Genomic DNA, 26,597 nt, shown 5'->3' on the forward strand with positions numbered 1-26,597 from the left:
ATAGGAACAGGTCGCCGGCCCCGTCGCCTCTCGGACGGGATGTTCGCGCTCCTCCTCACGGCTCCCGGCCTCGCGCTCCTCGCCGCCGTGGTCGTGTACCCGCTGATCACGGCCCTCATCACCGCGTTCTACAAGCAGAGCCTCGTCGAGCCCGGCCGCGAGTTCGTCGGCTTCCAGAACATCGTCGACGTGCTGACGGGCGAGTTCTTCCCGCTCCTCACCCAGACGCTCGTCTTCACCCTCGGCACGACCATCGCGCCGTTCGTGATCGGCTTCGGCCTCGCCCTCGCCCTGAACACGCGCATCCGCGGCGCCAAGGTGCTCCGCGGCCTCATGCTCATCCCGTGGCTGATCCCCGGAGTGGTCGTGTCGTTCCTGTGGATGTGGATCTTCAACGCCAACTACGGCGTGCTCAACGCGGCCCTGGAGACCGTCGGCCTCATCGACTCCCCCCAGGCATGGCTCGCGAACCCCACCACCGCCATGATCGCCGTGATCGTCGCGAAGACCTGGCAGTCGTTCCCCTGGATGATGGTCATGCTCCTCGCGGGCCTGCAGACCGTGCCGATCGAGCTGCACGAGGCCGCGGAGATCGACGGCGCCGGCACCATCCGCCGCTTCTTCTCCATCACAGTCCCGCAGATGAGCGGCATCATCGGCCTCGTGATCCTGCTGGAGTTCATCTGGAACTTCCAGCACTTCGACATCATCTACGTCCTCACCGGCGGCGGTCCCGCCGGCTCCACCCAGACGTTCGCGACCGCGGTGTACGAGACCGCGTTCGACGGTTTCGACCTCGGCCACGCCGGGGCGATCGGCCTGCTCTGGATGATCCTGCTGATGGCGCTCGTCATCGTCTACGTCCGCCTGTCCGAGAAGGGAGAGAAGCGATGACCGCCGTGCTGACCGAGGAGACGGTGGCCGCCGTCTCCGCCCCGCCCGCCGCGCCCCGCCGTCGGCGCCACCGCGCCGACCGCCGTGCCTCCACCGTGAGCGCCTGGATCGCCGTCGTCGTGTTCGGCGGGTTCGCCCTGCTGCCCGTGTACTGGCTGCTCGCGACCTCGCTGACCCCGCGCACCGAGGTGTTCAGCTACCCGCCGAAGCTGTTCCCCACCGAGATCACGTTCGAGGCCTATGCCGCCCTCGCGAACAACCCGGCCCTGTTCGGCTACCTCCGCAACAGCATCGTGGTCTCCGTCATCACCGCGATCCTCTCGGTGCTGGTGTCGGCGTACATGGGCTACGCGTTCTCGAAGTTCCGCTACCGCGGCCGCCGCAGCCTCATGTACTTCGTGCTGGCGTCGCAGATGTTCCCTCAGGCGCTGCTGCTCATCACCCTCTACGCGGTGTTCTCGGCCTACGGCCTGCTCAACACCTACACGGCGCTCGTGCTGTCGTTCACGACGTTCACGCTGCCGCTGTGCGTGTGGATGCTGAAGGGCTTCTTCGACACGATCCCGGACGAGCTCATCGAGGCCGCCCGCGTCGACGGCGCCTCCCGCCTGCGCATCATCCACTCGATCGTGCTGCCGCTTGCCGCGCCCGGCCTCATCGCCGCAGGACTCTTCGCGTTCGTCCGGGGCTGGAACGACTTCATCTTCGCCCTCACGCTCGCCGGCCCCGACAAGCAGACCCTGCCGCCGGGACTCGTCAACACGTTCATCGGGGAGGCGTCCACCGCCTGGCCCGAGCTCATGGCGGCTTCGCTCGTGGTCTCGCTCCCCGTGGCCATCGCGTTCATCGCCCTGCAGCGCTTCCTCGTCGGCGGGCTCACCGCCGGCGCGGTCAAGGGCTGACCCGCACCACCCCCTCATCCGCAGTCCCTCGAAGAAGAGAGAGCACCCCCATGTCCGAGAACACCACCGTCTCCCGTCGCCAGCTCCTGCAGTTCGCCGGGCTCGGCGCCGCCGGCCTCCTCCTCGCCGGTTGCATGCCGAGCGGCGGCGGCAGCGGCAGTCCGTCCTCCACCCCCGGCGCCGGGCTCGGCGCGGGCGACTTCACCGCCACCGACTTCTCCTTCTCCAGCTGGTCGCTCACCGAGGAGGCCGCTGCCCCGGCCACCCGCGCGCTGCTCGACGGCTACAAGAAGACCAACGACGTCGGCATCACCGAGGTCTCCTTCCCCTACAACGAGTACTTCAAGCAGCTCATGCTCCAGGTGCGCGGCGGACAGTTCACGGGCGCCGCGCACGTCGACGTCGCCTGGCTCGCCTCGCTGGCCGCGCTCGGCAAGCTGGAGGACGTCTCGGCGCTCACGAAGGGTCGCGGCTACACCGCGTCGAGCCTGGACGCGACCCAGCTCGACGGGAAGCAGTACGCGTTCCCGTGGACCATCGGCGCGATCGGCCTCATCACCAACTCCGAGCTGCTGAAGAAGGCGGGGATCTCCACGTTCCCCACCACCGTCGACGACTTCGAGGCGGCGCTGAAGAAGCTCAAGGCCCTCGGCGGCGGCCTCATCCCCTACGCCGCCTCGACCAAGGCCGCCCAGCTCAAGGACGTCCTCATCTGGATGCAGACGTTCGGCAGCGACCTCGTCAAGGACGGGAAGGTCACGATCGGCGACGACGCCAGCATCGAGGCAGTCACCTGGTACAAGTCGCTGTACGACCAGGGACTCATCGCCGCCGACGTCGACCGCTTCGACGCCCGCTCCCTGTTCTCCCAGGGCCGCGCCGCCATCTACGACGACGCCCCCGTCGGTCGCGCGTCCGTCACGAAGGACTCGCCGGATCCCGACCTCGCCTCCAAGCTCGTGCCCGAGTCCCGCCCGGTGCTGAAGAAGGGCGACACCCCGCGCGCCCTCGTCTGGGGTGGCGCCATCGCCATCGTCGGCGGCGGCTCCGGCGACAGCACCCGCACGGCCGCAGACTTCGGCCAGTGGGCCACGAGCGACCTGAAGGCAGTGCTCGGCGACTACGAGCTGCGCGGCCTGCCGCCCGTGACCGAGGAGGCGCAGGCCTCGAAGGAGGTGGCGTCCGACGCGTTCGGGGCCCGCTTCGCCGAGAAGATCACGGCGACCGCCACCACCAACCCCTTCTGGCAGTACCCGCAGTACGCCCAGATCGAGACCGTGATCGCCGACCGCGTGCAGGCCGTCCTCGTCGGTCAGCAGAGCGCCAAGGACGCGATGGCGCAGGCCGGCGACCAGGCGCAGAAGCTGCTGGGCTGAGGAGCATCGCCATGACCCTCCGCTGGAAGGCCGGCGCCACTGCTGCCGCCGCCCTCACCGCACTCGTCCTCGCTGTGCCCGCTCCGGCGGCCGCCGCGACCCCCGACGTCGAGACCGTGCCCGTCACGGTCGACAGCTCCAACCAGTCCGGCTGGTGGAACCCGATCGTCGTCGACGGCGATGAGACGTACTTCGCCTACAACGTGCCCGGCTCGGTGGCCGCGAAGCACCAGGTGAACCTGGCCGTCCGCGCCGCCGACGGCACGTGGACCTCGGGCTGCCTGCGACTGGCCACCGGGGCCTGCGCGGAGTACCTCGACGACAACGGCCACAACCAGCCGTCCATCGCGATCGACGGCGACGGGTACATCCACGCGTTCGTCTCGATGCACCACGAGCCCTGGAAGTACTTCCGCTCCACCGTGCCCTATGACGCGACCTCACTCGTCGACGTGAGCGCCGAGATGCCCGACGCCGGGGCCGCGGTCTCCTACCCGGTCACGGCGCAGGGCGCCGACGGCGACATCTGGCTCATGGTGCGCATCGGCGCCGACCCGCAGGCTCGCCGCGACGGGGTGCTGTACCACTACGACCCCGCGGCCGGGACGTGGACCCGCGAGACGACGATCGCCGCCGCCGTGAACCACTCCTTCTATCCCGACGACCTCGAGGTCGACGCGAGCGGCAAGGTCCACGTGCTGTGGGAGTGGGGCCCGTGGCCCGCCGATCCCTACCGCCACCTCGGCTCCTACGCGGTGTACGACCCGGCCGCGGGCGGCTTCCGCGACGTCGCCGGGCAGGCGCTGCCGACCCCGATCCGCCCGGATACCCCCGGCGCCGTCGTGTGGCGCGGCTACGAGCCCGGCGAGACCATCGGCGACGCCGTGCCGGCGGTGCAGACCGCGAAGATGGCCCTCGCCGACGGCGAGCTCGTGGGCGTGACCTACCGGTACGCGGACGAGACCGAGAACGCCTTCGACGTGCGGTGGGCGACCTGGACCGGCTCCGCCTGGACGAGCGAGACCCTGCTCGACACGGACGCCCTGGGTGGTGGCGTGCAGACCATCGCCGCCCTCGACACCACCACCGCCGGCGGAGAGACCCGCGTCTACGCCGTGGTGTCGGTGCAGGACTGCGGCATCACCCGCAGTCAGACGGTGCTGCTGACCGCCGGGGCCTCCGGATGGACTGCCGACACCGTGGGCGATCCGGTCGTGGGCCAGCAGCGCCTCCGCGCGGCCACCCGCACCGACGGCACCGACGTCGTCTACCTCAGCGCCCCCGCTGTTCCCGGCGGAGGGACGCTCCGGCACGCCGAGGTCCCGCGCGACGGGCAGCCGGGGGCGACCACCCTCCCCGCCATCGTCGCCTCCCTCCGCGGCGACGCCGGCGGCGAGAACCTGGCGCTCGGCGGCACCGCGACCGCCTCGTCCCAGCTCCGCGCCGACACCGGCCCGGAGAAGGCGATCGACGGCGGCTGCACCGACGCGAGCCGGTGGATCTCGGCGACCGAGGACACCCAGCCGACCATCACCGTCGAGTGGGACGAGGCCGCGCCGCTGGACGTCGTCCGGGTGCGCAGCGGCTACACGGTCGGGCTGCCGCAGACGTCCGTGCTGCGCGACTTCACCGTCCAGCTGCGCACCGCGAGCGGCTGGGTCACGGTCGGCACCGTCACCGGCAACACCCAGACGACGGTCGTGGTCGACGCCCAGGGGCGGACGGCCGATGCCGTGCGCCTCGTCATCACCGACCCGTCCGACTCCGCCACCGACGTCGCCCGCGTCTACGAGATCGAAGCGATCGCCGCACGCTGAGCGGCATCACCACCCCTCCCGAAAGGAACCCATCCCCATGCGCACCCAGACCGTCGAAGCCGACATCATCGTCGTCGGCGGCGGCCTCGCCGGAGTGAGCGCCGCCGTCGCGGCGGCCCGCCTCGGCCGACGTACCGTGCTGATCAACAACCGGCCGGTGCTCGGCGGCAACTCCTCCTCGGAGGTGAGGGTCTGGGTGTGCGGAGCGACCGCCCACGGCAACCAGCGGTGGGCGCGGGAGACCGGGATCATCGGCGAGATGTACCGGGAGAACCAGTTCCGCAACCCCGAGGGCAACCCCGTGTACTGGGACGACGTGGTGCTCGACATCGTGCGCCGCGAGCCCAACCTCACGCTGTTCCTCAACACGGAGGTGCTCGAAGCCGAGGCCACCGGCCCCGACGACGCCCGTCGGGTCCGGTCGGTCACCGGCTGGACGATGGGCTCGGAGATCCGCACCGTCTTCCGCGGGCCGCTCTTCCTCGACTGCACGGGGGACGGCCTGGTCGGACGGCTGGTCGGCGCCCGGCACCGGCTGGGCAAGGAGAGCCGCAGCGAGTTCGGCGAGGACTGGGCGCCCGAGCAACCCGTGCGCGAGTTCCTCGGCTCGACGCTCCTCTTCTACACGAAGGATCTGGGGCACCCGGTGAAGTACGTCGCGCCGGAGAGCGCGAAGGACATCTCGACCACCCCGATCCCCTCGTCGCGCATCATCCGCAGCGGCGACAGCGGCGCGCACTACTGGTGGATCGAGTGGGGCGGCACGCTCGACATCGTCGACGACAACGAGGCGATCCGCGACGAGCTGCGGTCGGTGATCCTCGGCATCTGGGACCACATCAAGAACTCCGGCGAGTTCGACGCCGACAACCTGACCCTGGAGTGGATCGGCAACATCCCCGGCAAGCGCGAGTACCGTCGCTTCATCGGCGACTACACGCTGCGTCAGCAGGACATCCTGGAGCAGACGTCGTTCGACGACGGCGTCGCGTTCGGCGGCTGGTCCATCGACCTCCACCCCGCCGAGGGCATGTACGCGACGGGGGCGGGCGCGGTGCAGCGCTTCTCGGACGGCGTCTTCGAAATCCCGTTCCGCTCGCTGTACTCCGTCAACGTCGACAACCTGCTCATGGCGGGCCGCGACATCTCGGCCACGCACATCGCCTTCGGTGCCGCCAGGGTGATGGCCACGTGCGCGGCGATGGGCGAGGCCGCGGGCACCGCCGCCGCCCTCTGCTACGCGCACGACGCCACGCCCCGCGAGCTGTACGAGCACCATCGTGCGGAACTCCGCCAGACGCTGCTCCGCGCCGACGCCTCCCTCATCGGCGTCGCGAACGAGGACGCCGCCGACCGCGCCCGCACCGCTGCCGTCACCGCATCGAGCACCCTGCGCACGATCGGCACCCCGGAGAGCACCGTGGCCGCGGCGACCCCGCACGCCCTGACGGACGACCTCGGCATCGTCGTCCCCGTGCACCCGCGCCTCGACACGACCGAGCTGCTGCTCAGCGCCGAGGCCGACACGCAGGTCACGGTGGAGGTCTGGTCCACCGGCCGTCCGCAGAACATCGTGCCCGCGGTGCTCGAGCACCGCACCGTGATCGACGTCCCCGCCGGGGGTCCGTCCTGGGTGCGGGCGGAGACGCCTTTCGCCCCGGAAGACCCGCAGAACGCGATCATCGTGCTCCGCGCGAACCCGCAGGTGCAGGTGCAGCTCGCCACCGAGCTCCCACCAGGGGTGCTCACCCTCGTGCACCGGGTCGACAACGACGACCGGAACGTGCAGGTCGACCGCGACGGCCTCCTCGTGCAGTGGCCGACCAAGCCGCTGCGCGGACGGGTGCCCGCGTTCCGCACGAGCCCGGACTCCGAGGCCGTCGCCCCGGAGCGCGCCGTCTCCGGGTACAACCGCCCGTTCGGCGGACCGCACCTGTGGGCGTCCGCCCCGGAGGCCGAGGGCCCGCAGTGGTTGCGCCTGGACTGGGAGCAGCCGGTCACGGCCTCCGAGATCCGCCTGGTGTTCGACGACGACGTGGACCTCGAGCTCAACACCCTGCATCACCACCGGAGCCCCGACGAGGTGCTGCCCCAGCTCGTCCGCGACTACCGGGTCGAGGTGCAGCAGGCGGGTTCCGAGGAGTGGCGCACCGTGGCGGAGGAGCGGGACAACCGCCATCGCCTGCGGGTGCATCCGCTGCCGGACGACCTCGGCGCCCTCACGGCCGCCCGCCTCGTGGTGGAGCGGACGAACGGCGTCGCGGAGGCACGCGTGATCGCGTTCCGAGTGCAATCGTGACGGAGGGCGCTAACGTGAAGGGCATCCGTCGACCCGGCGGAGACCGTCGTCCCTCCAGGAGGCCGCAGGTGACCACCTCGCCCGGCGGCCGCGTGCTCCCCGTCGCGCGCGCCACCCGCACGGGACTCATCGCGCTCGCGGTGCCGCATCTGGAGGAGCCGTACTTCGCGGAGCTCGGCTCGCGCATCGTCCGCGGCGCCGACGATCGGGGCCTGGCGGTGCTCATCGTGCAGACCGAGGGCGATCACGGCCGCGAGATCGACGTCGCCAACGGCGTCGGCCTGCCGCCCATCGACGGGCTCATCCACATCCCGCGCTCGCTCACGGTCGCCGACCTCACGCGCCGCACCTCCCCCGGGCCGCTCGTGCTGCTGGGCGAGCACATCCAGGTGAGCCCGTTCACGCACGTCACGATCGACAACCGCGCCGCCGCCTACACCGCCACCGAGCATCTGGTGGCGGTGGGGTGCCGTCGCATCGGCTTCGTCGGACGCCGCGACGCCCGCCCCTCGGACGCCGCCGACCGCCGGCATGCGGGGTATCTGGAGGCCCTGGCGGCCGCCGGCATCCCGGCTGACCCCGCGCTCACCGCGCAGGTCGACGCCTTCACGGCGGAGGAGGGTGAGCGCGTGGCGGGCGCCATGGCCACCGCGATCCCCGATCTCGACGGCATCGTCTGCTCGAACGACTCGGTCGCCCTCGGTGCGCTGGCCGCTCTCCAGGCCCAGGGGCGGAGCGTGCCGGGCGACGTCGCCGTCGTCGGCATCGACGACATCCGGGCCGCGCGCTTCGCCGTGCCCGCCCTCAGCACCATCGCCCCCGACCACGCCCGCCTCGTGGACGCGGCGTTCACGGAGCTCGAACGGCAGATCGCCGCGCCGCCGGGGGCGGATCTGCCGGTGCGGCATGTGACGGTCGGCGCCCGGCTGATCCCGCGGGCGAGCACGGCCCGATGACGGCGGCGGACTCAGTCCGCGAGGGCCGTCGCGAGAGCACGCTCGTCGCCGCCGTCCCGCGGCGCGACGTGCAGGGTGCCGACGTGGGCCGCGAGCAGCTCCCGCGCGCCGTCGTCGAGGCCGTCGTCGGTGACCAGGCGGTCGATGTCGCTGAGATCGGCGACGGTCGTGAGCCCGACCACGCCCCAGCGGGTGTGCTCCGCGAGGACGACGACCTCACGCCCCGCAGCCATGAGCGCCCGGTTGGTCTCGGCCTCCAGCAGGTTCATGGTCGTGATGCCGGCCTGCTCGTCGAGGCCGTGAGCGTCGAGGAACACGAGGTCGCAGTGCAGGTGCTCCAGGGCGCGGACCGCGACCGGCCCGACGAGGGCCTGAGAGGGCGTGCGCACGCCCCCGGTGAGCACGACCGTCTGCGTGTACGGGGCGTCGGCGCGGTCCGGTGGCGAGAACAGGTCGGAGACCGGCAGGGCGTTCGTGACGATCGTGAGCTCGGGAACGCGCACGAGCTCCCGTGCGAGCGCCAGGGCCGTGGGTCCGCCGGAGATGCCGACCGCCATGCCGGGCTCCACGAGGTCCGCGGCCGCCGCGACGATCGCCCGCCGTTCGGCCGAGGCCGCCGGAGCCGGAACCAGACGTTGGAGGCCCCGCGCCCGCACGCCGCCGCGGATGCGCTCGACCGCGCCCTCCTCGGCCAGCTGGTCGATGTCGCGCCGCACGGTCATCTCGCTCACCTGCAGCGTGGCCGCGAGCTCGCCGATGGAGGCGGTACCGCGATCGCGGGTCAGGGCGAGGATGCGCTCGCGGCGTTCCGTGACCAGCACGCGGTCTCCTTCCGATGGAGCCTCCAGTCTGCCACGCACCCCCGCCCGTCCCACTCCCGGAACAGGATCCCTCAGCCCGCATGACCTTCCCCGAGCCCTACGCCACCTGGTTCCCCGATGCCGCGTTCGACGGCAGCTATGGGCGGACCGAAGCCGACCTCCGTGCTGCCCGGCCGGTACCCGCGCCGCCCGGGTTCGCCGACCGCTGGCGGCGCTGGCGGCGCGAGGCGGCCGCGATGGACGCCGCCCCCGTCGTCCTCTCCACCTCCGAGGAGCAGGGACGCCGGGTGTCCGTCGTCGAGCATGCCGGCGTCGACGGTGTACGGCTGCGGGCCTGGGTGGTCGAGCCCCTCGACGGCCCTCCCCGCGCCGGGGTCGTGCACGGGCACGGCTACGGGGGTCGGGAGGCGGTCGATCTCGCCCGGGTGCCGGACGACGTCGCGGCGATCTATCCCGTCGCCCGCGGGCTCGGCGTGCTGAACGCCGGTGTGGGTGCACCCGAGCCGACCCCGGAACACGTGCTCGCGGGCATCGACGATCCGGAGCGCTACGTGCTCGGCCTCTGCGCGCGTGACATGTGGCTGGCGGCCGACGTCCTCGTCTCGGTCGTCGGGGCGCTTCCTCTCTACTACGTCGGAGAGAGCTTCGGCGGCGGCATCGGCGCGCTCGCCCTGCCGTGGGACGACCGGTTCGTGGGGGCCACCCTCATCGTGCCGAGCTTCGGCCAGTACGACGAGCGGCTGGCGGTGCCCTGCCTGGGGAGCGGGGAGACCGTGCGTCAGCACGTGCAGCGCCACCCCGAGGCCCGCGAAGTGCTGCGCTGGTTCGACTCCTCCACCGCGATCGGGTTCACGGAGGTGCCGGTCCGCGTGGAGGCGGCCCTGTGGGACCAGTACGTGCCGCCGCAGGGGCAGTTCGCGGTCGCCGCCGGGGCCCGTGACCTCGACCTGGCAGTGCTTCCCGCCGGTCACGCCGAGTACCCGGGGTCGGCGGAGGTGACGGCGAGCGCCATCCGCGGCGGGCGCGCGCACCTGGAGCGCGTGCTCGCCGGCTGACGCCCGTCGCGCGCGCGTCCTCCTCCGCGCAGGAGAGCACTGGACGCAACCTGTCATAACAGGTACAGTGAGCTTGTCATTACAGGTTGCGCGACGACGCAGCACCCGTTTCGAGGAGCATGGATGCCCGAGTACCAGACCCCGCCGATCTCCCCGATGGCGATCGCCTTCGACGCCGAGAAGCTGACCCTCTCCCCCGAAGGCCCCACGCTGACCCGGCGGATGTCCGACCTCGAGGGCCTGTTCCGCGACCACGACGCGTGGGCGACCGCCGCCGCGGGCGACGACCCGATCGTCTACACGGTCGTCAGCTCCCCGGTCCCCGAGATCGAGCGGGAGCTGCCGCAGTCGATCACCACGATCATGCCCGGCGACACGGGCGGCGAGCTCTGGATGACCAAGGGCCATCAGCACCCCGACCACCAGGGCGAGATCTACCTCGCGCTGCACGGCCGCGGCGGGCTGCTCATGTTCGACGGCGAGCGCACCGAATGGCTCGACATGCTCCCGGGCACCATCGGCTACATCCCGCCGGGCTGGGCGCACCGCTCCGTGAACACGGGGGACGAGCCGTACTCCTTCCTCGCCGTGTACCCCGGCGGCGCCGGCCACGACTACGGCTGGGTGCTGGAGCACGGCATGGGCTCGCGGGCGTTCCGCGCGGAGTCCGGCGTCGACCTCCGCCCCTACGCGGAATAGGCTCCGGCCATGATCATCGCCCACGACCTCGGTACCACCGGGAACAAGGCGTCCCTGCACCACGACGACGGCCGCCTGATCGCCGCGGTCACCGTGCCCTACCCGGCCCACTTCGCGGCGGGCGGCGTCGCCGAGCAGGACCCGGCCGACTGGTGGCACGCGGTCGTCACGGCGACCCGCGACCTCCTCTCGCGCACCGGCACCGCCGCCGCGGAGGTCGCCGGCCTCGTGGTCAGCGGACAGATGATGGGCGCCGTGCTGCTCGACGCCGACGGCGAGCCCACACGACCGGCCATCATCTGGGCCGACACCCGCGCCGGCGTCCAGCAGCGCGAGCTTGAGGCGGCGGTCGGCGCCGAGCGCGCCTACGGGATCCTCGGCCACCGTCTGAACCCCACCTACTCGATCGAGAAGATCATGTGGGTGCGCGACAACGAACCCGAGGTGTGGGAGCGCGTGCGCCGGGTGTGCGTCGCCAAGGATTTCATCGTGCTGCGGCTGACCGGGCGGCTCGCCACGGACCGCTCGGACGCGTCCGGCACCAACGCCTACGACCAGGTCGCGGGCACGTGGTCCCCGGAGATCCTCGCCGCGGCGCGGCTGGACCCCGCCCTGTTCCCCGAGATCCTGGAGTCGACGCAGATCGCGGGACCGCTCACGCCCGCCGCGGCCGAGGCGCTCGGACTGCACACGGGCGTCCAGGTCGTGATGGGCGGGGGCGACGGACCGCTCGCCGCGGTCGGCTCCGGCGTCGTGGCCCCGGAGGACGGCGCCTACGTGTGCCTCGGCACCTCCTCGTGGATCTCCTTCGCGGCGGACGCCCCGCTGCACGACCCCGCGATGCGGACCTTCACGTTCGACAACGTCGTCCCCGCGTCCTTCGTGCCGACCGCGACCATGCAGGCCGGCGGCGCCTCGGTGCAGTGGATCGCCGAAGCCCTCTCCGTCGACCCCGCGCACCCCGAGACGGGGCGCCTCGTCGCCGAGGCCGCGAGCGACATCGACACCGACGACCTCTACTTCCTCCCCTACCTGCTCGGCGAGCGCTCCCCGCTGTGGGACCCGGATGCGCGCGGGGCCTTCGTCGGCCTCGCCCGCCACCACGGGCGGGCCCACCTCGTGCGCGCGGTCCTGGAGGGGACGGCGTTCAACCTCCTCACCTGCATCCAGGCGTTCCGGGAGGCCGGCGCGACGATCGACCGCATCGACGCCGTCGGCGGCGGGGCGCAGAGCGACGTCTACCTCGCCGTCCTCGCCGACGTGTGGGGCGTGCCGGTGCGACGCCGCACGATCGTGGAGGAGGCGAACAGCCTCGGTGCCGCGGTCACGGGAGCCGTCGGCCTCGGTCTCACCGACTTCTCTGCCGCCCGGGCGCTCAGCGAGGTCACCGCCGAGTTCACGCCCGATCCGTCCCGGCATGCGGTCTACGCCGAGCGCCACGCCCGCTTCACCGACTCGTACACGGCGCTCGCGCCGTGGTTCGCGGGAAGGCCCCGCTGATGGGCGTCATCCTCGTCACGAGCCGCTCCTTCTCGGACGGCGACCTCGACCTGGTCGGACGCGCCGCGCAGGCCGGACACCGCATCCTCCGCGGGCCGGCCCACCACGACCTCGACGAGCTGGGCGTGCTGCTGCACGGCGCCGACGCCTGGATCGCCGGCACCGGACCGGTCACCGACGCGCACCTCGCTGCCGGCCCGAAGCTCAAGGTCGTGGCGCGCTACGGGGTCGGCACGGAGGCGGTGGACCTCACGGCGGCGCGCGACCGCGGTATCCCGGTCACGAACACCCCGGGCGCGAACGCGGATGCGGTCGCCGACCACGCGGTCGGCCTCATGCTCGCCGCCCTGCGCACCATCCCGGACGGCGACCGCCGCGTGCGGAACGGCGACTGGAGTGTGCGCCGCGGGCGGGAGCTCGGGGCCGCGACCGTCGGCATCGTCGGCTTCGGGCGGATCGGCCAGGGGGTCGCGCGGCGACTGGGCGGGTTCGGTCCGCGGCTGCTCGCCTCCGACCCGTTCCTGCCCGCCGACCTCGTGCGGGACCGCAGCGCCGAACCCGTCGACCTCGACGACCTGTTCCGCACCGCCGATGTGATCACCCTGCACGCCCCCGGCGGGCAGCAGCTCGTCGACGCCGACCGCCTCTCCGGGATGCGACCGGGGACCGTGCTCGTCAACACCGCCCGCGGCGACCTCGTGGACGAGCAGGCCGTGGCCGACGCGCTCCGCGACGGCATCCTCGCCGGGTACGCGGCCGACACGCTCGACGGCGACACCGCCGCGCACGACAGCCCCCTGCTCGCCGCGGACCTCGCCGACCGTGTCATCGTCACCCCGCACCTCGGCGCCCAGACCACCCAGGCCGTCGACAACATGGGGGCGCTGTCCCTCGACGACGTGATCGCCGTCCTCCGCGGCGCCGACCCCGCCCACCTCGTCCCCGTCCCCGCGTCCGCCCCCGAGGAGAACCGATGACCACCGCCGCGACGTCCGCCCCCGCCACCGCCGACTACATGGGCTTCGTCGGCGTCACCACCGCCTCGTCGTCGATCATGAAGGTGTTCCCGCTGTGGGCCGACATCCTCGGCCTCCCCACCCGGACCCTCGTCGGCCACGACCTGCCGATGGATGCCGACCCCGCGCAGTACCGCGCCATGGTCGAGCAGATCCGCGACGACCCGCACCACCGCGGTGCGCTGGTCACCACGCACAAGATGAACGTGTACGCGGCGGCGTCCGACCTGTTCGACGAGCTCGACCCGTTCGCCGTGTCCTGCGCCGAGGTCTCCAGCATCGCCAAGCGCGGGTCCACGCTGTCCGGCCGTGCGAAGGACCCGATCACGGTCGACCTGGCGCTGCGCGACTTCCTCCCCGCCGACCACTTCGCGCGCACCGGGGCCGAGGTCGTGATCCTGGGTGCGGGCGGATCGGGCACCGCGCTGAGCTGGGCCCTCGCCGAGCGGGAGGATGCCCCGGCCCTCATCACCGTCACCGCGCGCACGCAGGACAAGCTCGACCACCTCCGCGAGGTGCACCGCCAGCACGGCACCCCCGAGGGCCTCCTCCGCTACGTCGTCACCGAGACACCGGAGGAGGCCGACGCCCTGGTCGCCGCCGCGCCCGCGGGATCGGTCATCGCGAACGCCACCGGGCTCGGCAAGGACCGCCCAGGCTCCCCGCTGACCGACGCCGTCGTGTTCCCCGAGGGCGCGTACGTGTGGGAGTTCAACTACCGCGGCTCGCTGGAGTTCCTGCACCAGGCCGAAGCCCAGGAGGACGATCGCGCGCTGCACGTGGTCGACGGCTGGCGGTACTTCATCCACGGCTGGTCGCAGGTCGTGGCGGACGTGTTCGACCTCGACCTCACGCCCGAGACCGTCGAGCGCCTCGCGGAGGCCGCGGAGTCGGTGCGCTGATGCCCGCCGTGCGGACCGTCCTCGGCGATCTCGACCCGTCGCGGCTCGGGCGCGTGGACTACCACGAGCACCTCTTCCAGGTGTCGCCGCTGCTGGTCGGGGACGAGCTCGACGACGAGGCCGCGTCCGGCGAGGAGGCCGGTCTGCTGCGGGCGAGCGGCTTCGAGGCCATGGTCGACGCCACCCCGTTCGGCCTCGGGCGCGACCCGGCCGCCGTCGCCCGCATCAGCGCCGCGACCGGACTGCACGTGGTCGCCACGACGGGTCGGCACCGCGAGGCGCACTACGGCGCCGATCATCCGATGCAGGTGTGGGGCGCCGACCGCCTCGCCGCCCTGTTCGTGTCCGACCTAACGCGGGGAATGCCGGCGGACGACGCCGCGGTGTTCGAGACGCCCGAGGTACCCCTCGCGGCGGGTCCCGATGGGCAGCCGGTGCGCGCCGGCATGCTCAAGGGCGGGGCCGACTACTGGCGCCTCAGTCCATTCGAGCGCACGACCCTCGTCGCCGTGGCTCAGGCGCACCGGGAGACCGGAGCCCCCGTCATGGTGCATCTGGAGTTCGGCACCGCGGCCCACGACGTCCTCGATCTGCTGGGCGCCGAGGGGGTGCCGGCGGAGCGCGTCGTGCTGGCCCACGCCGACCGCGACCCCGATCCCGGTCTGCACGTCGCGTTGGCCGAGCGCGGTGCCCACCTCGGGTACGACGGCTTCGCCCGCCCGCGCACCCGCTCCGACGCCGAGCTGCTGGCCCTCACAGTCGCCGTGGTGGAGCGAGGAGTCGGCGACCGGATCCTGCTCGGGGGCGACGTCGCCCGGCGCACCCGGTACATCGCCTACGGCGGCATGCCGGGTCTCGCCTACCTCGGCGACCGCTACCTGCCGCGGCTCCGCGAGGCCGTGGGCGACGACGCCGTGCACCGGATGCTCGTGACCACGCCGGCGCGCTTCCTGGCCCTCCGCACCTGATCACCCGAACCCGAGGAGTCGTCATGCCCGAACCCACCGTCCTCCACGCCGTCTTCACCGCGCAGCCGGGAGCCGCCGACCAGGTCGCCGCGCTGCTGCGGGACTTCGCCGAGGTGGTCCGCGCCGAGGAGGGCAACATCGTCTTCGACGCCCACCGCCTCGTCGACGACCCTGACCGCTTCTTCGTCTACGAGGTCTACCGCGACGAGGACGCCTTCCAGGCCCACCTGCACGCGCCCGCCGGCATCCCCTTCAACGCCGCCCTGCAGGAACTCATCGTCGAGCCCACTTCGATCCTCACCTTCCTCCGCCCCCTCTGACCCCATCCCGTCTACCCCCTCCGTCTCCGTCTCCTCGACCCCTCTCCGTCGCCCTGTTTCACCTGCACGACCTCGCCACGCTCGCACACTCACTCCGGCCTCCCCGCCCTGCCCTCGTCCCCCCGTCGTGCATCCGTCCCTCAGGCTGACCGTCCCCCGTGCCGAACGACTCCACTCGGCCATCCGGTTTCACCTGCACGACGCCGTCACGGCTGCACGACCGAACCACCCATCCGGCCTCACATCAATCCCCGCGTCGTGCATCCGTCCCACCCTCGGTCCCATCCCAGGACCAGACCCAGACCCCAGACCCCAGACCCCGCCCCCAGACCCCAGGCCCAGACCCCGCCCCCAGACCCCAGGCCCAGACCCCGCCCCCAGACCCCAGACCCCGCCCCCAGACCTCAGACCTCCCCGACCCCGGACCCGGTTCATCTGCACGACCCCGACACGGGTGCACGAGGAATCCGAGGATCCGGTCGTGCAGCCGGACCCACGGACCACGGACCCACGGACCACGGACCCGGAGCCGGAGTTCCCCACACACGACGAAGCCCCCCGCCGGAAGGCGAGGGGCTCCGCCGTGCGGGTCACTCGTAGAGGACCGCGGCGATCTTGTCGTCCTCGATGTTGTTCTTGTCGTACCAGTAGGAACCGGTGTCGTAGAACTCCTCGACGTCGTCGCCGTTGGCCGCGTCGTAGGCCGCCTGCACGACCTGGGCGCCGATGCCGATCGGGTCCTGCGTGATGGCGCCGGCCATGGTGCCGTCCTTGATGGCGTTGATCTGGGCCGCACCGGAGTCGAAGCCGACGATGGTGATCTTGCCCTTCTCGAGGCCGAGCTCGTTCACGGCGTTCACGACGCCGATGGCCGAACCCTCGTTGGTGCCGTAGATGCCCTTGAGGTCGGGGTGGGCCGCGATGAGCGTCTTGGCGATGTCGGCCGACTTCAGGTGGTCGCCGTCACCGTACTGGATGTCGACGATCTCGATGTCGGGGTAGTCTGCCTCGATCTTCTCGACGAAGCCGTCGCGACGCTCGACGCCGGTCGAGTTGATCTGCGAGTGGCCGACGATGGCGACCTCGCCCTCGCCGCCGATCAGCTCGGCCATGTGCTCGGCCGCCAGTGCGCCGGCGACCTTGCTGTCCGTCGCGGAGAGGCTGAGTCCGACGTCGCCGTTGCACGGGGCGTCGAAGTAGACGACGGGGATGTCCTTCGACTTCGCCTGCTCGAGCGGGGCGACGCACGCCTCGGGGTCGAGGGCGGCGTAGGCGATGGCGTCCGGGTTCTTGTCGATCGCGGCGGTCAGCATCTCGAGCTGCTGCGCGATCTCGGTCTCGGCGGCCGGGCCCTCGAAGGTGATCTTGACGCCCAGCTCCTGGGCCTTCTCCTCCGCGCCCTTCTTGACGGCCTGCCAGAACTGGTGCTGGAAGCCCTTCGAGACCATGGCGATGTACATCTCGCCGTCGCTGCTGCCGGTGTCGCCACCCGAGCCCTCTTCGATCACGTCGCCGCCGCCGGCACAGCCGGCGAACACGAGCGCGGATGCGGCCACGAGTGCCGCGAATGCGGTCTTCTTGCCGAATTTCATGGAAACTCCGTTGTTCTGTGTGGGTGCCGGCCAGGACCGGCGGGTGGACATTCGTGGTGCCTGTGCGGAGGGTTTCCGCGGGTTCCGGCCGGAGCCGGGGACGGCGGCGGGCACGGGTTTCGCCGCCGCCGTGTCTCAGGTCCGCTGGCGGTTGCGCAGCGAGTCGAGGAAGACGGCCAGCAGGACGACGACGCCGACGACGATGTTCTGCCACTCGGGCTGGATCGACATGATCCGGAGGCCGTTGACGAGGACGCTCATGATGAGCGCACCGATCACGGTTCCGAGGATCGAGCCGCGGCCGCCGAGCAGCGAGGTGCCGCCGATGATCACTGCCGCGATGGCCTGCAGCTCGTAGCCGGTGCCGATCTGCGGCTGCGCCGAGTCGAGGCGGGCGGCGATCACGATGCCCGCGATGCCGGTGAAGGCGCCGGCGAACATGTAGATGAGGATCGTCCAGCGGCGGGTGTTGACGCCGGAGAGGCGCGTGGCCTCCTCGTTCGACCCGATCGCGAAGGTATAGCGGCCGAGCAGCGTCTTCGACAGCACGAGCCAGGCGACGATCGCGAGGGCCGCGGTGATGAGCACCGCGTTCGGGATGCCGGGGATGAGCACGCCGAGCGCGATCTTCTTGAAGTCGGGAGCCGAGGTCGAGAAGTAGATCGGCGCGACGTTCGAGATGACGAGGGCGAGGCCGCCGGCGATCATCATCATGGCCAGCGTCGCGATGAACGGAGGCAGCCGCAGGAACGTGATGTTGACGCCGTTCACCAGACCCATGAGCACACCGGTCGCGATGCCGCCGAGCACGCCCACCCACACCGGCAGGCCCAGGTTGGTGATGAGGACGCCCGTCATCACGGCGCAGAGCGCCATGCCGGTGCCGATCGACAGATCGATGCCGCCCGTGATGATGACGAACGTCGTGCCGAGGGCGAGGATGCCGATGACCGCGGTCGACAGCAGCACCGTGGCGATGTTGCTGAAGGTGAAGAAGTTCGGGCTGGCGATCGAGAAGAAGATGACCAGGACGATCAGGGTGCCGAACGCGAGCGACTGCTGGAACTGCCGCTTGAGGAACCCGGCGACGTCGCGCTTGTCGGTGTCCTCGTTGACGGCCGTCTGGATGATCGTCGTCGTCGACGATCCGGACTGCTGTGGGGTGCTCATCAGTCTTCCTCCCCGTGGGCTGCGAGTTGCATGATCTTCTCCTGGCTGGCTTCCTCGTTGCGGAGCGTCCCGGTGATGCGGCCGTTCGCGAACACGGCGATGCGGTTCGCGACCCGGAGGATCTCGGGGAGCTCCGACGAGATGACGATGATGGACTTGCCCGCGTCGGCGAGCTGCTGCATGAGGCGGTAGATCTCCTCCTTCGCGCCGACGTCGATGCCTCGCGTCGGCTCGTCGAAGATGAGGATGTCGCAGTCGCGCATCAGCCACCGGGCGATGACGACCTTCTGCTGGTTCCCTCCGGAGAGGAGCTTGACGACCTGGTTGACCGAGGGGGTCTTCACCCGCAGCTGCTGGACGTACTCCTTGGTGCGGTTCTTGGCCTTGCTGTCGCCCATCCAGCCGATGCCGTTGGCGTAGGAGCCGAGCGACGCGAGCACGGTGTTGAAGGTGACGTCCTGCTCGAGCATGAGGCCGAGCAGCTTGCGGTCCTCGGAGAGGTAGCCGACGCCGTGCTTGACCGCGTCCGCGGGCTGCGCGATGCGGACGGTGCGCCCGCCGATCGTGATCGTGCCGCCGTCGCGGTGGTCCGCGCCGATGACGGCACGGGCGGTCTCGGTGCGGCCGGCGCCCATGAGGCCGGCGAATCCGAGGATCTCGCCCTTGTGCAGCTGGAACGACACGTCCTTGAGGAGCTTCCGCGTGGAGAGCCCCTGCACGTCGAGCACGATCGGGTCGTTGAGGTGCTCCCGCGCCTGCGGGCGGGTGCCCTCGTCGATCACGCGGCCGACCATCATCTCGATGATCGTCGGGATCGTGATCTCGGACTTGTCGAGTGATCCGATGTATGTGCCGTCGCGGAGCACGGTCACCCGGTCCGCCAGGCGGCGCAGCTCGTCCATGCGGTGCGAGATGTACACGATGCCGGTGCCGCGGGCCTTGAGCTGCTCGATGAGGACGAAGAGGGTCTCGACCTCGCTGTCGGTGAGGGCCGACGTCGGCTCGTCCATGATGAGGACCTTGGCGTTGAAGGACAGCGCCTTGGCGATCTCGACCATCTGCTGCTCGGCCACCGTCAGCTCGCCCACGCGCTGGCGCGGGTCGAGGTGGATGTCGAGGCGCTGCAGCAGCTCCGCCGTCTGCCGGTTGAGCTTCCGCTCCGACAGGAACGGGCCCGTCGTGGGCTCGCGGCCGACGTAGATGTTCTGCGCGACCGTGAGGTCGGGCATCAGGTTGAGCTCCTGGTGGATGATCGTGATCCCCAGCTCCTGCGCCTGCAGCGGGCTGGTGAGCTCGACCTCCTGCCCCTCGAACGTGATCGTGCCCTCGTCCTTGGTGTAGATCCCGGAGAGGATCTTCATCAGGGTGGACTTGCCGGCACCGTTCTCACCCACGAGCACGAGCACCTCGCCGGCGCGCACCTCGAGATGCACGTCCTTCAGCGCCTGGACACCGGGGAATCCCTTGCTGATCCCCTCGACCCTCAGGATGGGTCCACTCATGCGCTCACCTGCTTCCTTGAAGGTTCTGTCGCGATTGCGGCGGACCGTTCCGCCGTAAACATCGGATCAATTCTGCGACCTGCACCCGGGTCAGTGCAAGTTGTATCTAAATGTATCTAACGATCGGCGGCGAGGGAAGACCTGTAATAACATCTTGGTCTCGAACCGCCGCCCGGGCGTCAGTGGAGGCGGATCGAGTCGACGGCGACGAGCTTGTCGCGGATGTACGCGTTCGCGTGCGTACCCAGCTCGTCGTTGTCGGTCCAGAGGTTGCGCCAGATGCCGAGCATGCGGCTGAGGTCGGGCGCCACCACGGCCGAGGAGAACGACTCGAACACGATGGGGCCGTCGTAGCCGATGCGTCCGAGCGCCTTGAAGAACGTGTCGAAGTCGACCGTCCCGGTGCCGAGATAGCCGCGGTGGCTCTCGCCGATGTGCACGTACCGCAGGGCGGGAGCCGCATCGAGCACGGGCGCGAACATATCCGACTCCTCGATGTTCATGTGGTACGTGTCCAGGTGGATCCCGAGGTTCGGGCGGTCGACCTCGCCGAGGTACGCCAGCGCCTGCCGAGCGGTGTTCAGCACGTTGGTCTCGTACCGGTTCACGACCTCCAGCGAGACCGAGACTGCGCGCGCGGCGGCGTGATCGGCGACGCGCGCGATGGTGCGACGGCTCGACGCCAGACCCTCCGGCGTCACCGGATCCATGTACTTCTTCATGGCGCTGTAGATCACCCCGCAGAAGTGCGTACCGCCGAGCTCGGCGAGCACGTCGACCGCGCGGAGCAGGAGGGTCTCCCCCGCGGCGACCACGGCAGGGTCACCGCTCGTGATGTCGGTCTCGTCGGAGAGCCCGAGCGAGGCGCTGACCGCGAGTCCGTGCTCCGCGAGGGCGGCCCGAGCGGCAGCGACGTCGAACGAGAACGGGTCCATGAGCGGGAACTCGATGAGGTCGAAGCCCGCGTGCTTCGTCTTCTCCACCGCGAGCCGGATGCCGTCCGCGTCGAAGGTCCCCGTCCAGACGAGTCCGTGGCAGCCGATGTTCATGAACGCTCCTCCGGCGGGTGTCCGGCACCGTCGCCGCACGGACTTGGCACGTTACAAGTCCGCTGTGCGAGTCACGCTACGTCGCCCTCCGCGGACGTGTCAAGAACTTTCTTGGCACGTTACAAGTCCTCCGCTAGCCTGGGCCTCATCCGGCCGCACGCCTGCGGTCCCATCGCCGAAGGAGGCCCATGCCCGCGAGCGTGAAGGATGTCGCGGCTCTCGCGGGGGTCTCGGCATCGACCGTGTCGAACTACCTCAACCACCCGCACGTCCTCGGGGCCGCCAGCCGGGAGCGGGTGCGGGCGGCGATCGCCGAGCTCGGCTTCGTGCCGAACGAGTCGGCCCGCCAGCTCCGCGCGGGATCGAGCAAGGCCCTCGCCCTCATCCTCCTCGACGCCTGGCTGCCCTACTTCAACGACCTGTCCCGCGGCGTCGACGACGTGGCCCGTGAGGGCGGCTGGTCGCTCTTCTTCAGCGACAGCGCCCGCGATGCCGCTCGCGAGGAGCAGAACATCGACATGTTCGAGGCCCACCGGGTGCAGGGCATCGTGATCTACCCGCTCGGCGACGTGGTGCCCCGGCTGGAGCAGCTCGCCGAGCGCGGCATCCGCGCGGTGGTCGTCGGCCCCATCCGCGATTCGCCCTCCGTCGCCGCGGTCACCTTCGACGACCGCGGCGGTGGGCGGCTCGCCGGCGAGCACCTGGTCTCCCTCGGCCGTCGCCGCATCCTGTTCCTCGGAGCCCCGACGGTGAGCCAGTCGAACGATCGCCTCGCCGGGCTGCGCGACGCGGTGGCGGGGACCGACGCCCGCGTCTCCGTCCTCGATGTCGAGCATCTGACGACCGAAGACGGCCGCCATGCCGGGGCGCACCTGGCGGAGCTTCCCGCGGATGAGCGCCCGGACGCGGTCTTCGCCGCGAACGACGGGGTGGCCCTCGGCGTGCTGACGCAGCTGCTCCGCCACGGCATCCGGGTGCCGGAGGAGATCGCCCTCGTCGGCTTCGACGACGTGGCCGCCGCACATCAGAGCGTGGTGCCGCTGACGAGCGTGCGGCAGCCCGGCTACGAGATCGGTCGCGCCGCCGGGGCCGCGCTGCTGCAGCTCCTCGCCGATCCGACCGCTGCGCCTCCGGCACCCACGCCGTTCCCCGCCGAGCTCGTCGTGCGGGAGTCGACCGTCGGGCGCTCATCGCGTTCCGTCCCTCCGGAGGGGTTCACCGCCTGAGACCGCGCCTGGCGACGCCACGCCAGCGGCGCCTGCCCGAAGCGGCGGCGGAAGGCCCGGGAGAATGCCGGCTCCGATGTAAAGCCGACGGCACCGGCGACCTCACCGATCGGCATGGCCGTCGCAGCGAGCAGACGCTGCGCCGCTGTCATTCGGCGCTCCGCGAGATAGGCCAGGGGAGGCCGACCGACGAGCGCGGTGAAGCGATGCGCGAACGCCGACCGCGACTGGTGCGTGAGCGCGGCGAGCTCTGCCACCGTCCACGCATGCTCGAGACGTCCGTGCATGGCGGACAGCGCCGGGGAGAGGCGCTCGTCGAGAGCGCTCGCCAACCAGCCGCGCTCGCCGTTCTCTCCACTCGCCCAGCGCCGCAGCGCGTGGATGAAGACGAGGTCGAGGATGCGCGAGATCATCGCCTGCGACCCTGGTCCGCGCCTCCGGATCTCCGCGAGCAGAAGGCGCTCGCTGACCATGATCCACTCGTTCTCCGGCGCGGAGCGTGGGATGTGCACCACGGCGGGGAGCGCAGCCTCGAGCTGATCCGACTCCCCGCATTCGCCACGGAGGTATCCGGTGATCCAGCCGCGGCCGATCGGTGCCTCGACGCTCGGACGGTCGTCGGGACGGAGCGGGCGCGCCGGCGCCGAGGCACCGACGGACGACAGGACATGGGGAAGTCCGCGCCGGACGAGCACGATGTCGGAAGGGGCGACGGGCAAATCCCGCTGTCCGGGGACCTGCAGGATGAGCCCCTCGCCCAGGATGAAGTAGAGGCTGGTCGCAGTGCCGGGAAGAGCGATGCGGAACGGCATCTCGGGGTGGAGCCATTCCGCTCCATCGCCTCGCAGCCGCGACTGCTGGAGCACCTCGGACAACACGTCGAGTTCTTGGACTGCGTCCGGGGATGCAGGATGGGCATGTTTTTCGAGTGGATGGGTCATGGTTTCTGCTCCTGCGTCCACCGTAACCTCGTCGTGACCCCGGGCGGGGTTGACAGGGGGCGGTCCGACGGCCGCCACGACGACAGGAGATGAGCATGACCGACAAGCCGGCGATCGTTCTGGTCCACGGGTTCTGGGGAGGCGCCGCCCACTGGGCGAAGGTCATCGTAGAACTGGACCGACGTGGATTCACCGACGTTCACGCCGTGGAGAACCCCCTCACATCCCTTGCCGCGGACGCGGAGCGCACAGTCCAGATGGTGCGGCAGATCGACGGACCCGTGCTCCTGGTCGGACATTCGTACGGCGGAGCGGTGATCACCGAGGCCGGGGATCTTCCCCAGGTCGTCGGACTCGTCTACATCGCGGCCTTCGCACCGGACGCCGGGGAAAGCGCCGGGCAGATCACCGAGGAGCACCCTCCCGCCGCCGTCGACGCCATCGCACCGGATTCGGACGGTTACCTCTGGATCGCCAAGGATCGGTTCCACGCGAGCTTCGCCCAGGACCTTCCCGCGGACGAGGCCCTCGTCATGGCGGTCACACAGAAGGCGCCTCAGGGCTCGACGTTCGCCGACGCCATCTCCGCCCCCGCCTGGAAGGTCAAGCCGACGTGGTATCAGGTCTCCACCGCGGACCGCATGATCGACCCCGATAACGAGCGCCGGATGGCTGCCCGGATGAACCCGCGTGCCATCGTCGAACTGTCGGCGAGCCATGCCTCTCTCGCGTCGCAGCCGGTCGCGGTCGTCGACCTGATCGAGGAGGCGGCTCGCGCGACTACTGCTTCGTAGGCTCCCACTCAGGCGCGCGCTGCCACGGAAGGGTGACCGACCACGCCCTTCCGGAGCAGTGCGTTGCCGTACTTGCGCGTCTCGCCCGTGCGCACCATGAGGTACGCCTCCTTCGCGACCTCGTAGTACGCGAAGCGCTCGACGAAGCGCGTGGTGTCGAGCTCCGTGCCGGCGGCGGCCATGAGCTCGCGCTGCACGTCCAGCACCTCGCCGTCAGCCGAGGTCATCAGATCGATGCCGGGCGCGTCGTCGAGCGGCAGCACGCTGCGGATGGCTGCGACGACCTCGGGTGTCGTGGTGCCGGGAAGATCGACCACGCGCACCCCGAGACCCCAGGCCGGGAAGTGCGCGTCGGCGACGACCACGGCGTCGGAGTGTCCCATCCGGTCGAGATGCAGCAGCAGCTCCCCGGTCAGCAGCGGGTGGATTCCTTCGAGCACGGCGGCTCCTCTCGGTGGACGGAGGTCAGGAGGCGGGGATGAGGCCCTCGGCCGCGAGGTTCTCCCACAGGGCCGGCGGGATCTCCCGGGCAGCGTACTCGGCGTTCTGCCGGAGCTGCGCCGGACGACTGCCGCCGACGACAACGGAGCGCACCACGTCGGCCTGCAGCGGGAACCGGATCGCGGCGGCCGGCAGGGGCACGTCGTGATCCGCACACACAGCGGCGATGCGCAGCAGCCGATCCCACAGCTCGTCGGGGAGCTGCCCGTACTCGTAGCGGCCGTCCCGTCGCGGCTCGTTCGAGGCGAGGAGCCCGGAGTTGAACACCGACGCCGCGACGATCCCCGTCCCGGTCTCCCGGCACGCGGGCAGCACGTCGAACGCGGCGGGCTGCTCCAGCAGCGTGTACCGGCCGGCCACCATCACGAGGTCGAGGTCGGCGGAGCGCACGGACGCCGCCAGAGCCTCCGACACCATCGACCCGATGCCGATCGCGGTCACCTCGCCGTCCGCGCGCAGCTGCTCCAGGGCGGGAAGGGCCTCGGCGAGCGCGAGGTCGAGGTCGTGCCGTTCCGGGTCGTGCAGATAGAGCAGGTCGATGCGCTCGATGCCCAGCCGCTCGCGGGACTCCTCCAGGCTCGTCCGGATGCCGTCCGCCGAGAAATCCCACACGCGCTGCAGGTCGTCCGGCACGTGGAAGTCGTTCGCGGTGTCGAGGCCGCCGGCGTGGTCGGGGTTCGGGCGGAGCAGACGGCCGACCTTGGTCGAGAGCACGTACTCGTCCCGCGGCTTGGTCTGCAGGAAGGCTCCGAGCCGGCGCTCGGAGAGGCCGAGGCCATAATGCGGGGCAGTGTCGTAGAAGCGGATGCCGCTCTCCCACGCCGCGTCCAGCACCGCCCACGCGTCATCGTCGGACAGCTCACGGAAGAGGTTGCCGACGTTCGCGGCACCGTAGCCGAGGGTCGGGACGGTCAGGCGGTCAGGCGTGGACATGCGCACCCGTCCAGGTGTACTCCGCGATGCTGTCGGCCTTCATCTCCATGCCCGTCCCCGGCGCGGTCGGGGCCATGTAGGAGCCGCCCTGGATGTCGGTCGGCACGACGAAGTGCTCGTGCAGGTGGTCGACGAACTCGATCAGGCGGCCCTCGCGGGTACCGGAGACGGCCACGAAGTCGAACATCGACAGGTGCTGCACGGCCTCGCACAGCCCCACGCCGCCGGCATGCGGGCACACCGGCACGTCGAACTTCGCCGCGAGCAGCAGGTTGGCGATGTTCTCGTTGACCCCCGCGACGCGGACGGCGTCGATCTGCATGACCGAGATCGCGTCGGCCTGCAGGAGCTGCTTGAAGATCATCCGGTTCTGCGCGTGCTCACCGGTGGCGACACGGATGGGCGCGACGCCGCGGGCGATCTCGGCGTGGCCGAGGATGTCGTCGGGGCTCGTGGGCTCCTCGATCCAGGCGGGATGGAACTCGGCGAGCGCGTTGACCCACTCGATGGCCTCGGATACCTCCCAGCGCTGGTTGGCGTCGATCGCGATCGGGAAGTCGGGCCCGCACACCTCGCGCGCCTTGCGGAAGCGGCGGATGTCGTCCTGCAGGTCGGCGCCCACCTTGAGCTTGATCTGCGTGAAACCGTCGGCCATGGCCTCGCGGGCGAGGCGCTCGAGCTTCTCGTCGGAGTAGCCGAGCCAGCCGGGGCTGGTCGTGTAGCCGGGGTAGCCGGTGGCGAGGAGCTGCTGCTCGCGCTCGGCCCGGCCGGGCTCCGCCGCGCGCAGGATCTCCAGCGCCTCCTCGCGGGTGAGGGCGTTGGTGAGGTAGCGGAAGTCGACGAGGTCGACGAGCTCCTCCGGGGTCATCCGGGCGAGGAGCTGCCAGAGCGGCAGGCCTGCGCGCTTGGCCTTGATGTCCCACAGCGCGTTGACGACCGCGCCGATGGCCATGTGCATGACGCCCTTCTCCGGGCCCAGCCAGCGGAGCTGCGAGTCGCCGATGATCTCGCGGAACGTGCCGCCCATGTCGTCGAGCAGCGGCTCGATCTCGCGCCCGACGAGGTGCCCGGCGAGCGCGTCGATCGCGGCGACCTGCACGTCGTTGCCGCGGCCGATCGTGAAGACGAAGGCGTGCCCCTCGATGCCGTCGCCAGCGTCCGTGCGGACGATGACGTACGCGGCGGAGTAGTCGGGGTCCGGGTTCATCGCGTCGGAGCCGTCCAGGCTCAGCGACGTGGGGAAGCGGATGTCGGTGGTGTCGAGGGCGACGATACGGCTCACGGGGTTCCTCTCCATGCGCGGGTCGTTCTTCCGCGCGGATCTCTTGGAGTGTAAACATCCGATGTCTATACTGTCAACGAGA

23 protein-coding genes and 1 pseudogene are annotated in these 26,597 nt (G+C 70.9%); 15 read left to right on the forward strand and 9 right to left on the reverse strand.

Features of this window, described 5'->3' with window-relative positions; all coding sequences use genetic code 11:
- Nucleotides 1-39: 39 nt before the first annotated feature.
- The 6 genes from WFJ36_RS14305 to WFJ36_RS14330 all read left to right on the forward strand — a co-directional run bounded on the left by WFJ36_RS14305 (nt 40) and on the right by WFJ36_RS14330 (nt 8,244).
- Complete coding sequence (locus WFJ36_RS14305; protein ID WP_336643556.1) at nt 40-894, forward strand: carbohydrate ABC transporter permease; 855 nt, start codon at nt 40-42, stop codon at nt 892-894.
- Complete coding sequence (locus WFJ36_RS14310; RefSeq protein WP_025105392.1) at nt 891-1,796, forward strand: carbohydrate ABC transporter permease; 906 nt, start codon at nt 891-893, stop codon at nt 1,794-1,796. The genes WFJ36_RS14305 and WFJ36_RS14310 overlap by 4 nt, the downstream gene beginning before the upstream one ends.
- A 50-nt stretch (nt 1,797-1,846) precedes the next feature.
- On the forward strand, nt 1,847-3,172 hold the full coding sequence (locus tag WFJ36_RS14315; protein WP_071329165.1) for an extracellular solute-binding protein: 1,326 nt from the start codon (nt 1,847-1,849) through the stop codon (nt 3,170-3,172).
- 11 nt (nt 3,173-3,183) lie between these two features.
- Nucleotides 3,184-4,989 (forward strand): BNR-4 repeat-containing protein, encoded by a 1,806-nt coding sequence (locus WFJ36_RS14320; protein WP_336643557.1) that lies wholly within the window; start codon nt 3,184-3,186, stop codon nt 4,987-4,989.
- 37 nt (nt 4,990-5,026) lie between these two features.
- Nucleotides 5,027-7,288, forward strand: a complete 2,262-nt coding sequence (locus WFJ36_RS14325) for an FAD-dependent oxidoreductase (RefSeq protein ID WP_071329167.1) — start codon at nt 5,027-5,029, stop codon at nt 7,286-7,288.
- Nucleotides 7,289-7,356: 68 nt separating this feature from the next.
- A complete protein-coding gene (locus WFJ36_RS14330) occupies nt 7,357-8,244 on the forward strand; it encodes a LacI family DNA-binding transcriptional regulator (protein ID WP_256209446.1) in 888 nt (295 codons plus the stop codon).
- 11 nt (nt 8,245-8,255) lie between these two features.
- Here WFJ36_RS14330 and WFJ36_RS14335 read toward each other — a convergent pair whose 3' ends face one another.
- Nucleotides 8,256-9,065 (reverse strand): DeoR/GlpR family DNA-binding transcription regulator, encoded by an 810-nt coding sequence (locus WFJ36_RS14335; protein ID WP_025105387.1) that lies wholly within the window; start codon nt 9,063-9,065, stop codon nt 8,256-8,258.
- Between the two features lie 80 nt (nt 9,066-9,145).
- Between WFJ36_RS14335 and WFJ36_RS14340 the strand changes: the two genes are divergently transcribed.
- The 7 genes from WFJ36_RS14340 (at nt 9,146) to WFJ36_RS14370 (ending at nt 15,525) form a co-directional block, all read left to right on the forward strand.
- Nucleotides 9,146-10,120: an acetylxylan esterase gene (locus WFJ36_RS14340; protein ID WP_336643558.1), complete on the forward strand. Its 975-nt coding sequence runs from the start codon at nt 9,146-9,148 to the stop codon at nt 10,118-10,120.
- 123 nt (nt 10,121-10,243) lie between these two features.
- Complete coding sequence (locus WFJ36_RS14345; RefSeq protein ID WP_292788662.1) at nt 10,244-10,819, forward strand: glucose-6-phosphate isomerase family protein; 576 nt, start codon at nt 10,244-10,246, stop codon at nt 10,817-10,819.
- A 9-nt stretch (nt 10,820-10,828) separates the two neighbouring features.
- Entirely contained in the window at nt 10,829-12,319 is a 1,491-nt protein-coding gene (gene xylB / locus WFJ36_RS14350) for a xylulokinase (protein ID WP_336643559.1), read from the forward strand.
- Nucleotides 12,319-13,296, forward strand: coding sequence for a phosphoglycerate dehydrogenase (locus WFJ36_RS14355; RefSeq protein WP_292788658.1), 978 nt, complete (start codon nt 12,319-12,321; stop codon nt 13,294-13,296). Before xylB ends, WFJ36_RS14355 begins: the two co-directional genes overlap by 1 nt.
- A complete protein-coding gene (locus tag WFJ36_RS14360) occupies nt 13,293-14,237 on the forward strand; it encodes a shikimate dehydrogenase family protein (protein WP_071329172.1) in 945 nt (314 codons plus the stop codon). Before WFJ36_RS14355 ends, WFJ36_RS14360 begins: the two co-directional genes overlap by 4 nt.
- Complete coding sequence (locus WFJ36_RS14365) at nt 14,237-15,205, forward strand: phosphotriesterase family protein (RefSeq protein ID WP_336643560.1); 969 nt, start codon at nt 14,237-14,239, stop codon at nt 15,203-15,205. The genes WFJ36_RS14360 and WFJ36_RS14365 overlap by 1 nt, the downstream gene beginning before the upstream one ends.
- Before the next feature lie 23 nt (nt 15,206-15,228).
- A complete protein-coding gene (locus WFJ36_RS14370; RefSeq protein WP_071329174.1) occupies nt 15,229-15,525 on the forward strand; it encodes a putative quinol monooxygenase in 297 nt (98 codons plus the stop codon).
- A 590-nt stretch (nt 15,526-16,115) separates the two neighbouring features.
- Here WFJ36_RS14370 and WFJ36_RS14375 read toward each other — a convergent pair.
- From WFJ36_RS14375 to WFJ36_RS14390, 4 genes are all read right to left on the reverse strand, one after another.
- On the reverse strand, nt 16,116-17,117 hold the full coding sequence (locus WFJ36_RS14375; RefSeq protein ID WP_292788651.1) for an ABC transporter substrate-binding protein: 1,002 nt from the start codon (nt 17,115-17,117) through the stop codon (nt 16,116-16,118).
- Nucleotides 17,118-17,252: 135 nt separating this feature from the next.
- Nucleotides 17,253-18,287, reverse strand: coding sequence for an ABC transporter permease (locus WFJ36_RS14380; protein ID WP_025105378.1), 1,035 nt, complete (start codon nt 18,285-18,287; stop codon nt 17,253-17,255).
- On the reverse strand, nt 18,287-19,789 hold the full coding sequence (locus WFJ36_RS14385) for a sugar ABC transporter ATP-binding protein (protein WP_025105377.1): 1,503 nt from the start codon (nt 19,787-19,789) through the stop codon (nt 18,287-18,289). Before WFJ36_RS14385 ends, WFJ36_RS14380 begins: the two co-directional genes overlap by 1 nt.
- A 179-nt stretch (nt 19,790-19,968) precedes the next feature.
- Nucleotides 19,969-20,838, reverse strand: a complete 870-nt coding sequence (locus tag WFJ36_RS14390; protein WP_336643561.1) for a sugar phosphate isomerase/epimerase family protein — start codon at nt 20,836-20,838, stop codon at nt 19,969-19,971.
- 188 nt (nt 20,839-21,026) lie between these two features.
- Here WFJ36_RS14390 and WFJ36_RS14395 point away from each other — a divergent pair, with 188 nt between their 5' ends.
- Nucleotides 21,027-22,064: a LacI family DNA-binding transcriptional regulator gene (locus WFJ36_RS14395; protein ID WP_336643562.1), complete on the forward strand. Its 1,038-nt coding sequence runs from the start codon at nt 21,027-21,029 to the stop codon at nt 22,062-22,064.
- Nucleotides 22,065-22,084: 20 nt separating this feature from the next.
- Here the strand turns inward: WFJ36_RS14395 and WFJ36_RS14400 are convergent.
- Nucleotides 22,085-23,005 (reverse strand): annotated as a pseudogene (locus WFJ36_RS14400) (AraC family transcriptional regulator); the annotation flags it as partial.
- Between the two features lie 95 nt (nt 23,006-23,100).
- Here WFJ36_RS14400 and WFJ36_RS14405 point away from each other — a divergent pair.
- A complete protein-coding gene (locus WFJ36_RS14405; RefSeq protein ID WP_071329180.1) occupies nt 23,101-23,799 on the forward strand; it encodes an alpha/beta hydrolase in 699 nt (232 codons plus the stop codon).
- A gap of 8 nt (nt 23,800-23,807) precedes the next feature.
- Here the strand turns inward: WFJ36_RS14405 and WFJ36_RS14410 are convergent, their stop codons facing one another.
- From WFJ36_RS14410 to WFJ36_RS14420, 3 genes are read right to left on the reverse strand one after another with little or no spacing between them, the layout of a single operon-like run.
- Entirely contained in the window at nt 23,808-24,239 is a 432-nt protein-coding gene (locus tag WFJ36_RS14410; protein ID WP_336643563.1) for an RbsD/FucU family protein, read from the reverse strand.
- Nucleotides 24,240-24,264: 25 nt separating this feature from the next.
- A complete protein-coding gene (locus tag WFJ36_RS14415) occupies nt 24,265-25,233 on the reverse strand; it encodes an aldo/keto reductase (protein WP_336643564.1) in 969 nt (322 codons plus the stop codon).
- Nucleotides 25,220-26,515: an L-fuconate dehydratase gene (locus WFJ36_RS14420; protein ID WP_136051832.1), complete on the reverse strand. Its 1,296-nt coding sequence runs from the start codon at nt 26,513-26,515 to the stop codon at nt 25,220-25,222. Before WFJ36_RS14420 ends, WFJ36_RS14415 begins: the two co-directional genes overlap by 14 nt.
- Between the last annotated feature and the right edge of the window lie 82 nt (nt 26,516-26,597).

Origin of the sequence: Microbacterium sp. MMO-113, assembly GCF_037148555.1 — a bacterium.
GTDB lineage: Bacteria > Actinomycetota > Actinomycetes > Actinomycetales > Microbacteriaceae > Microbacterium.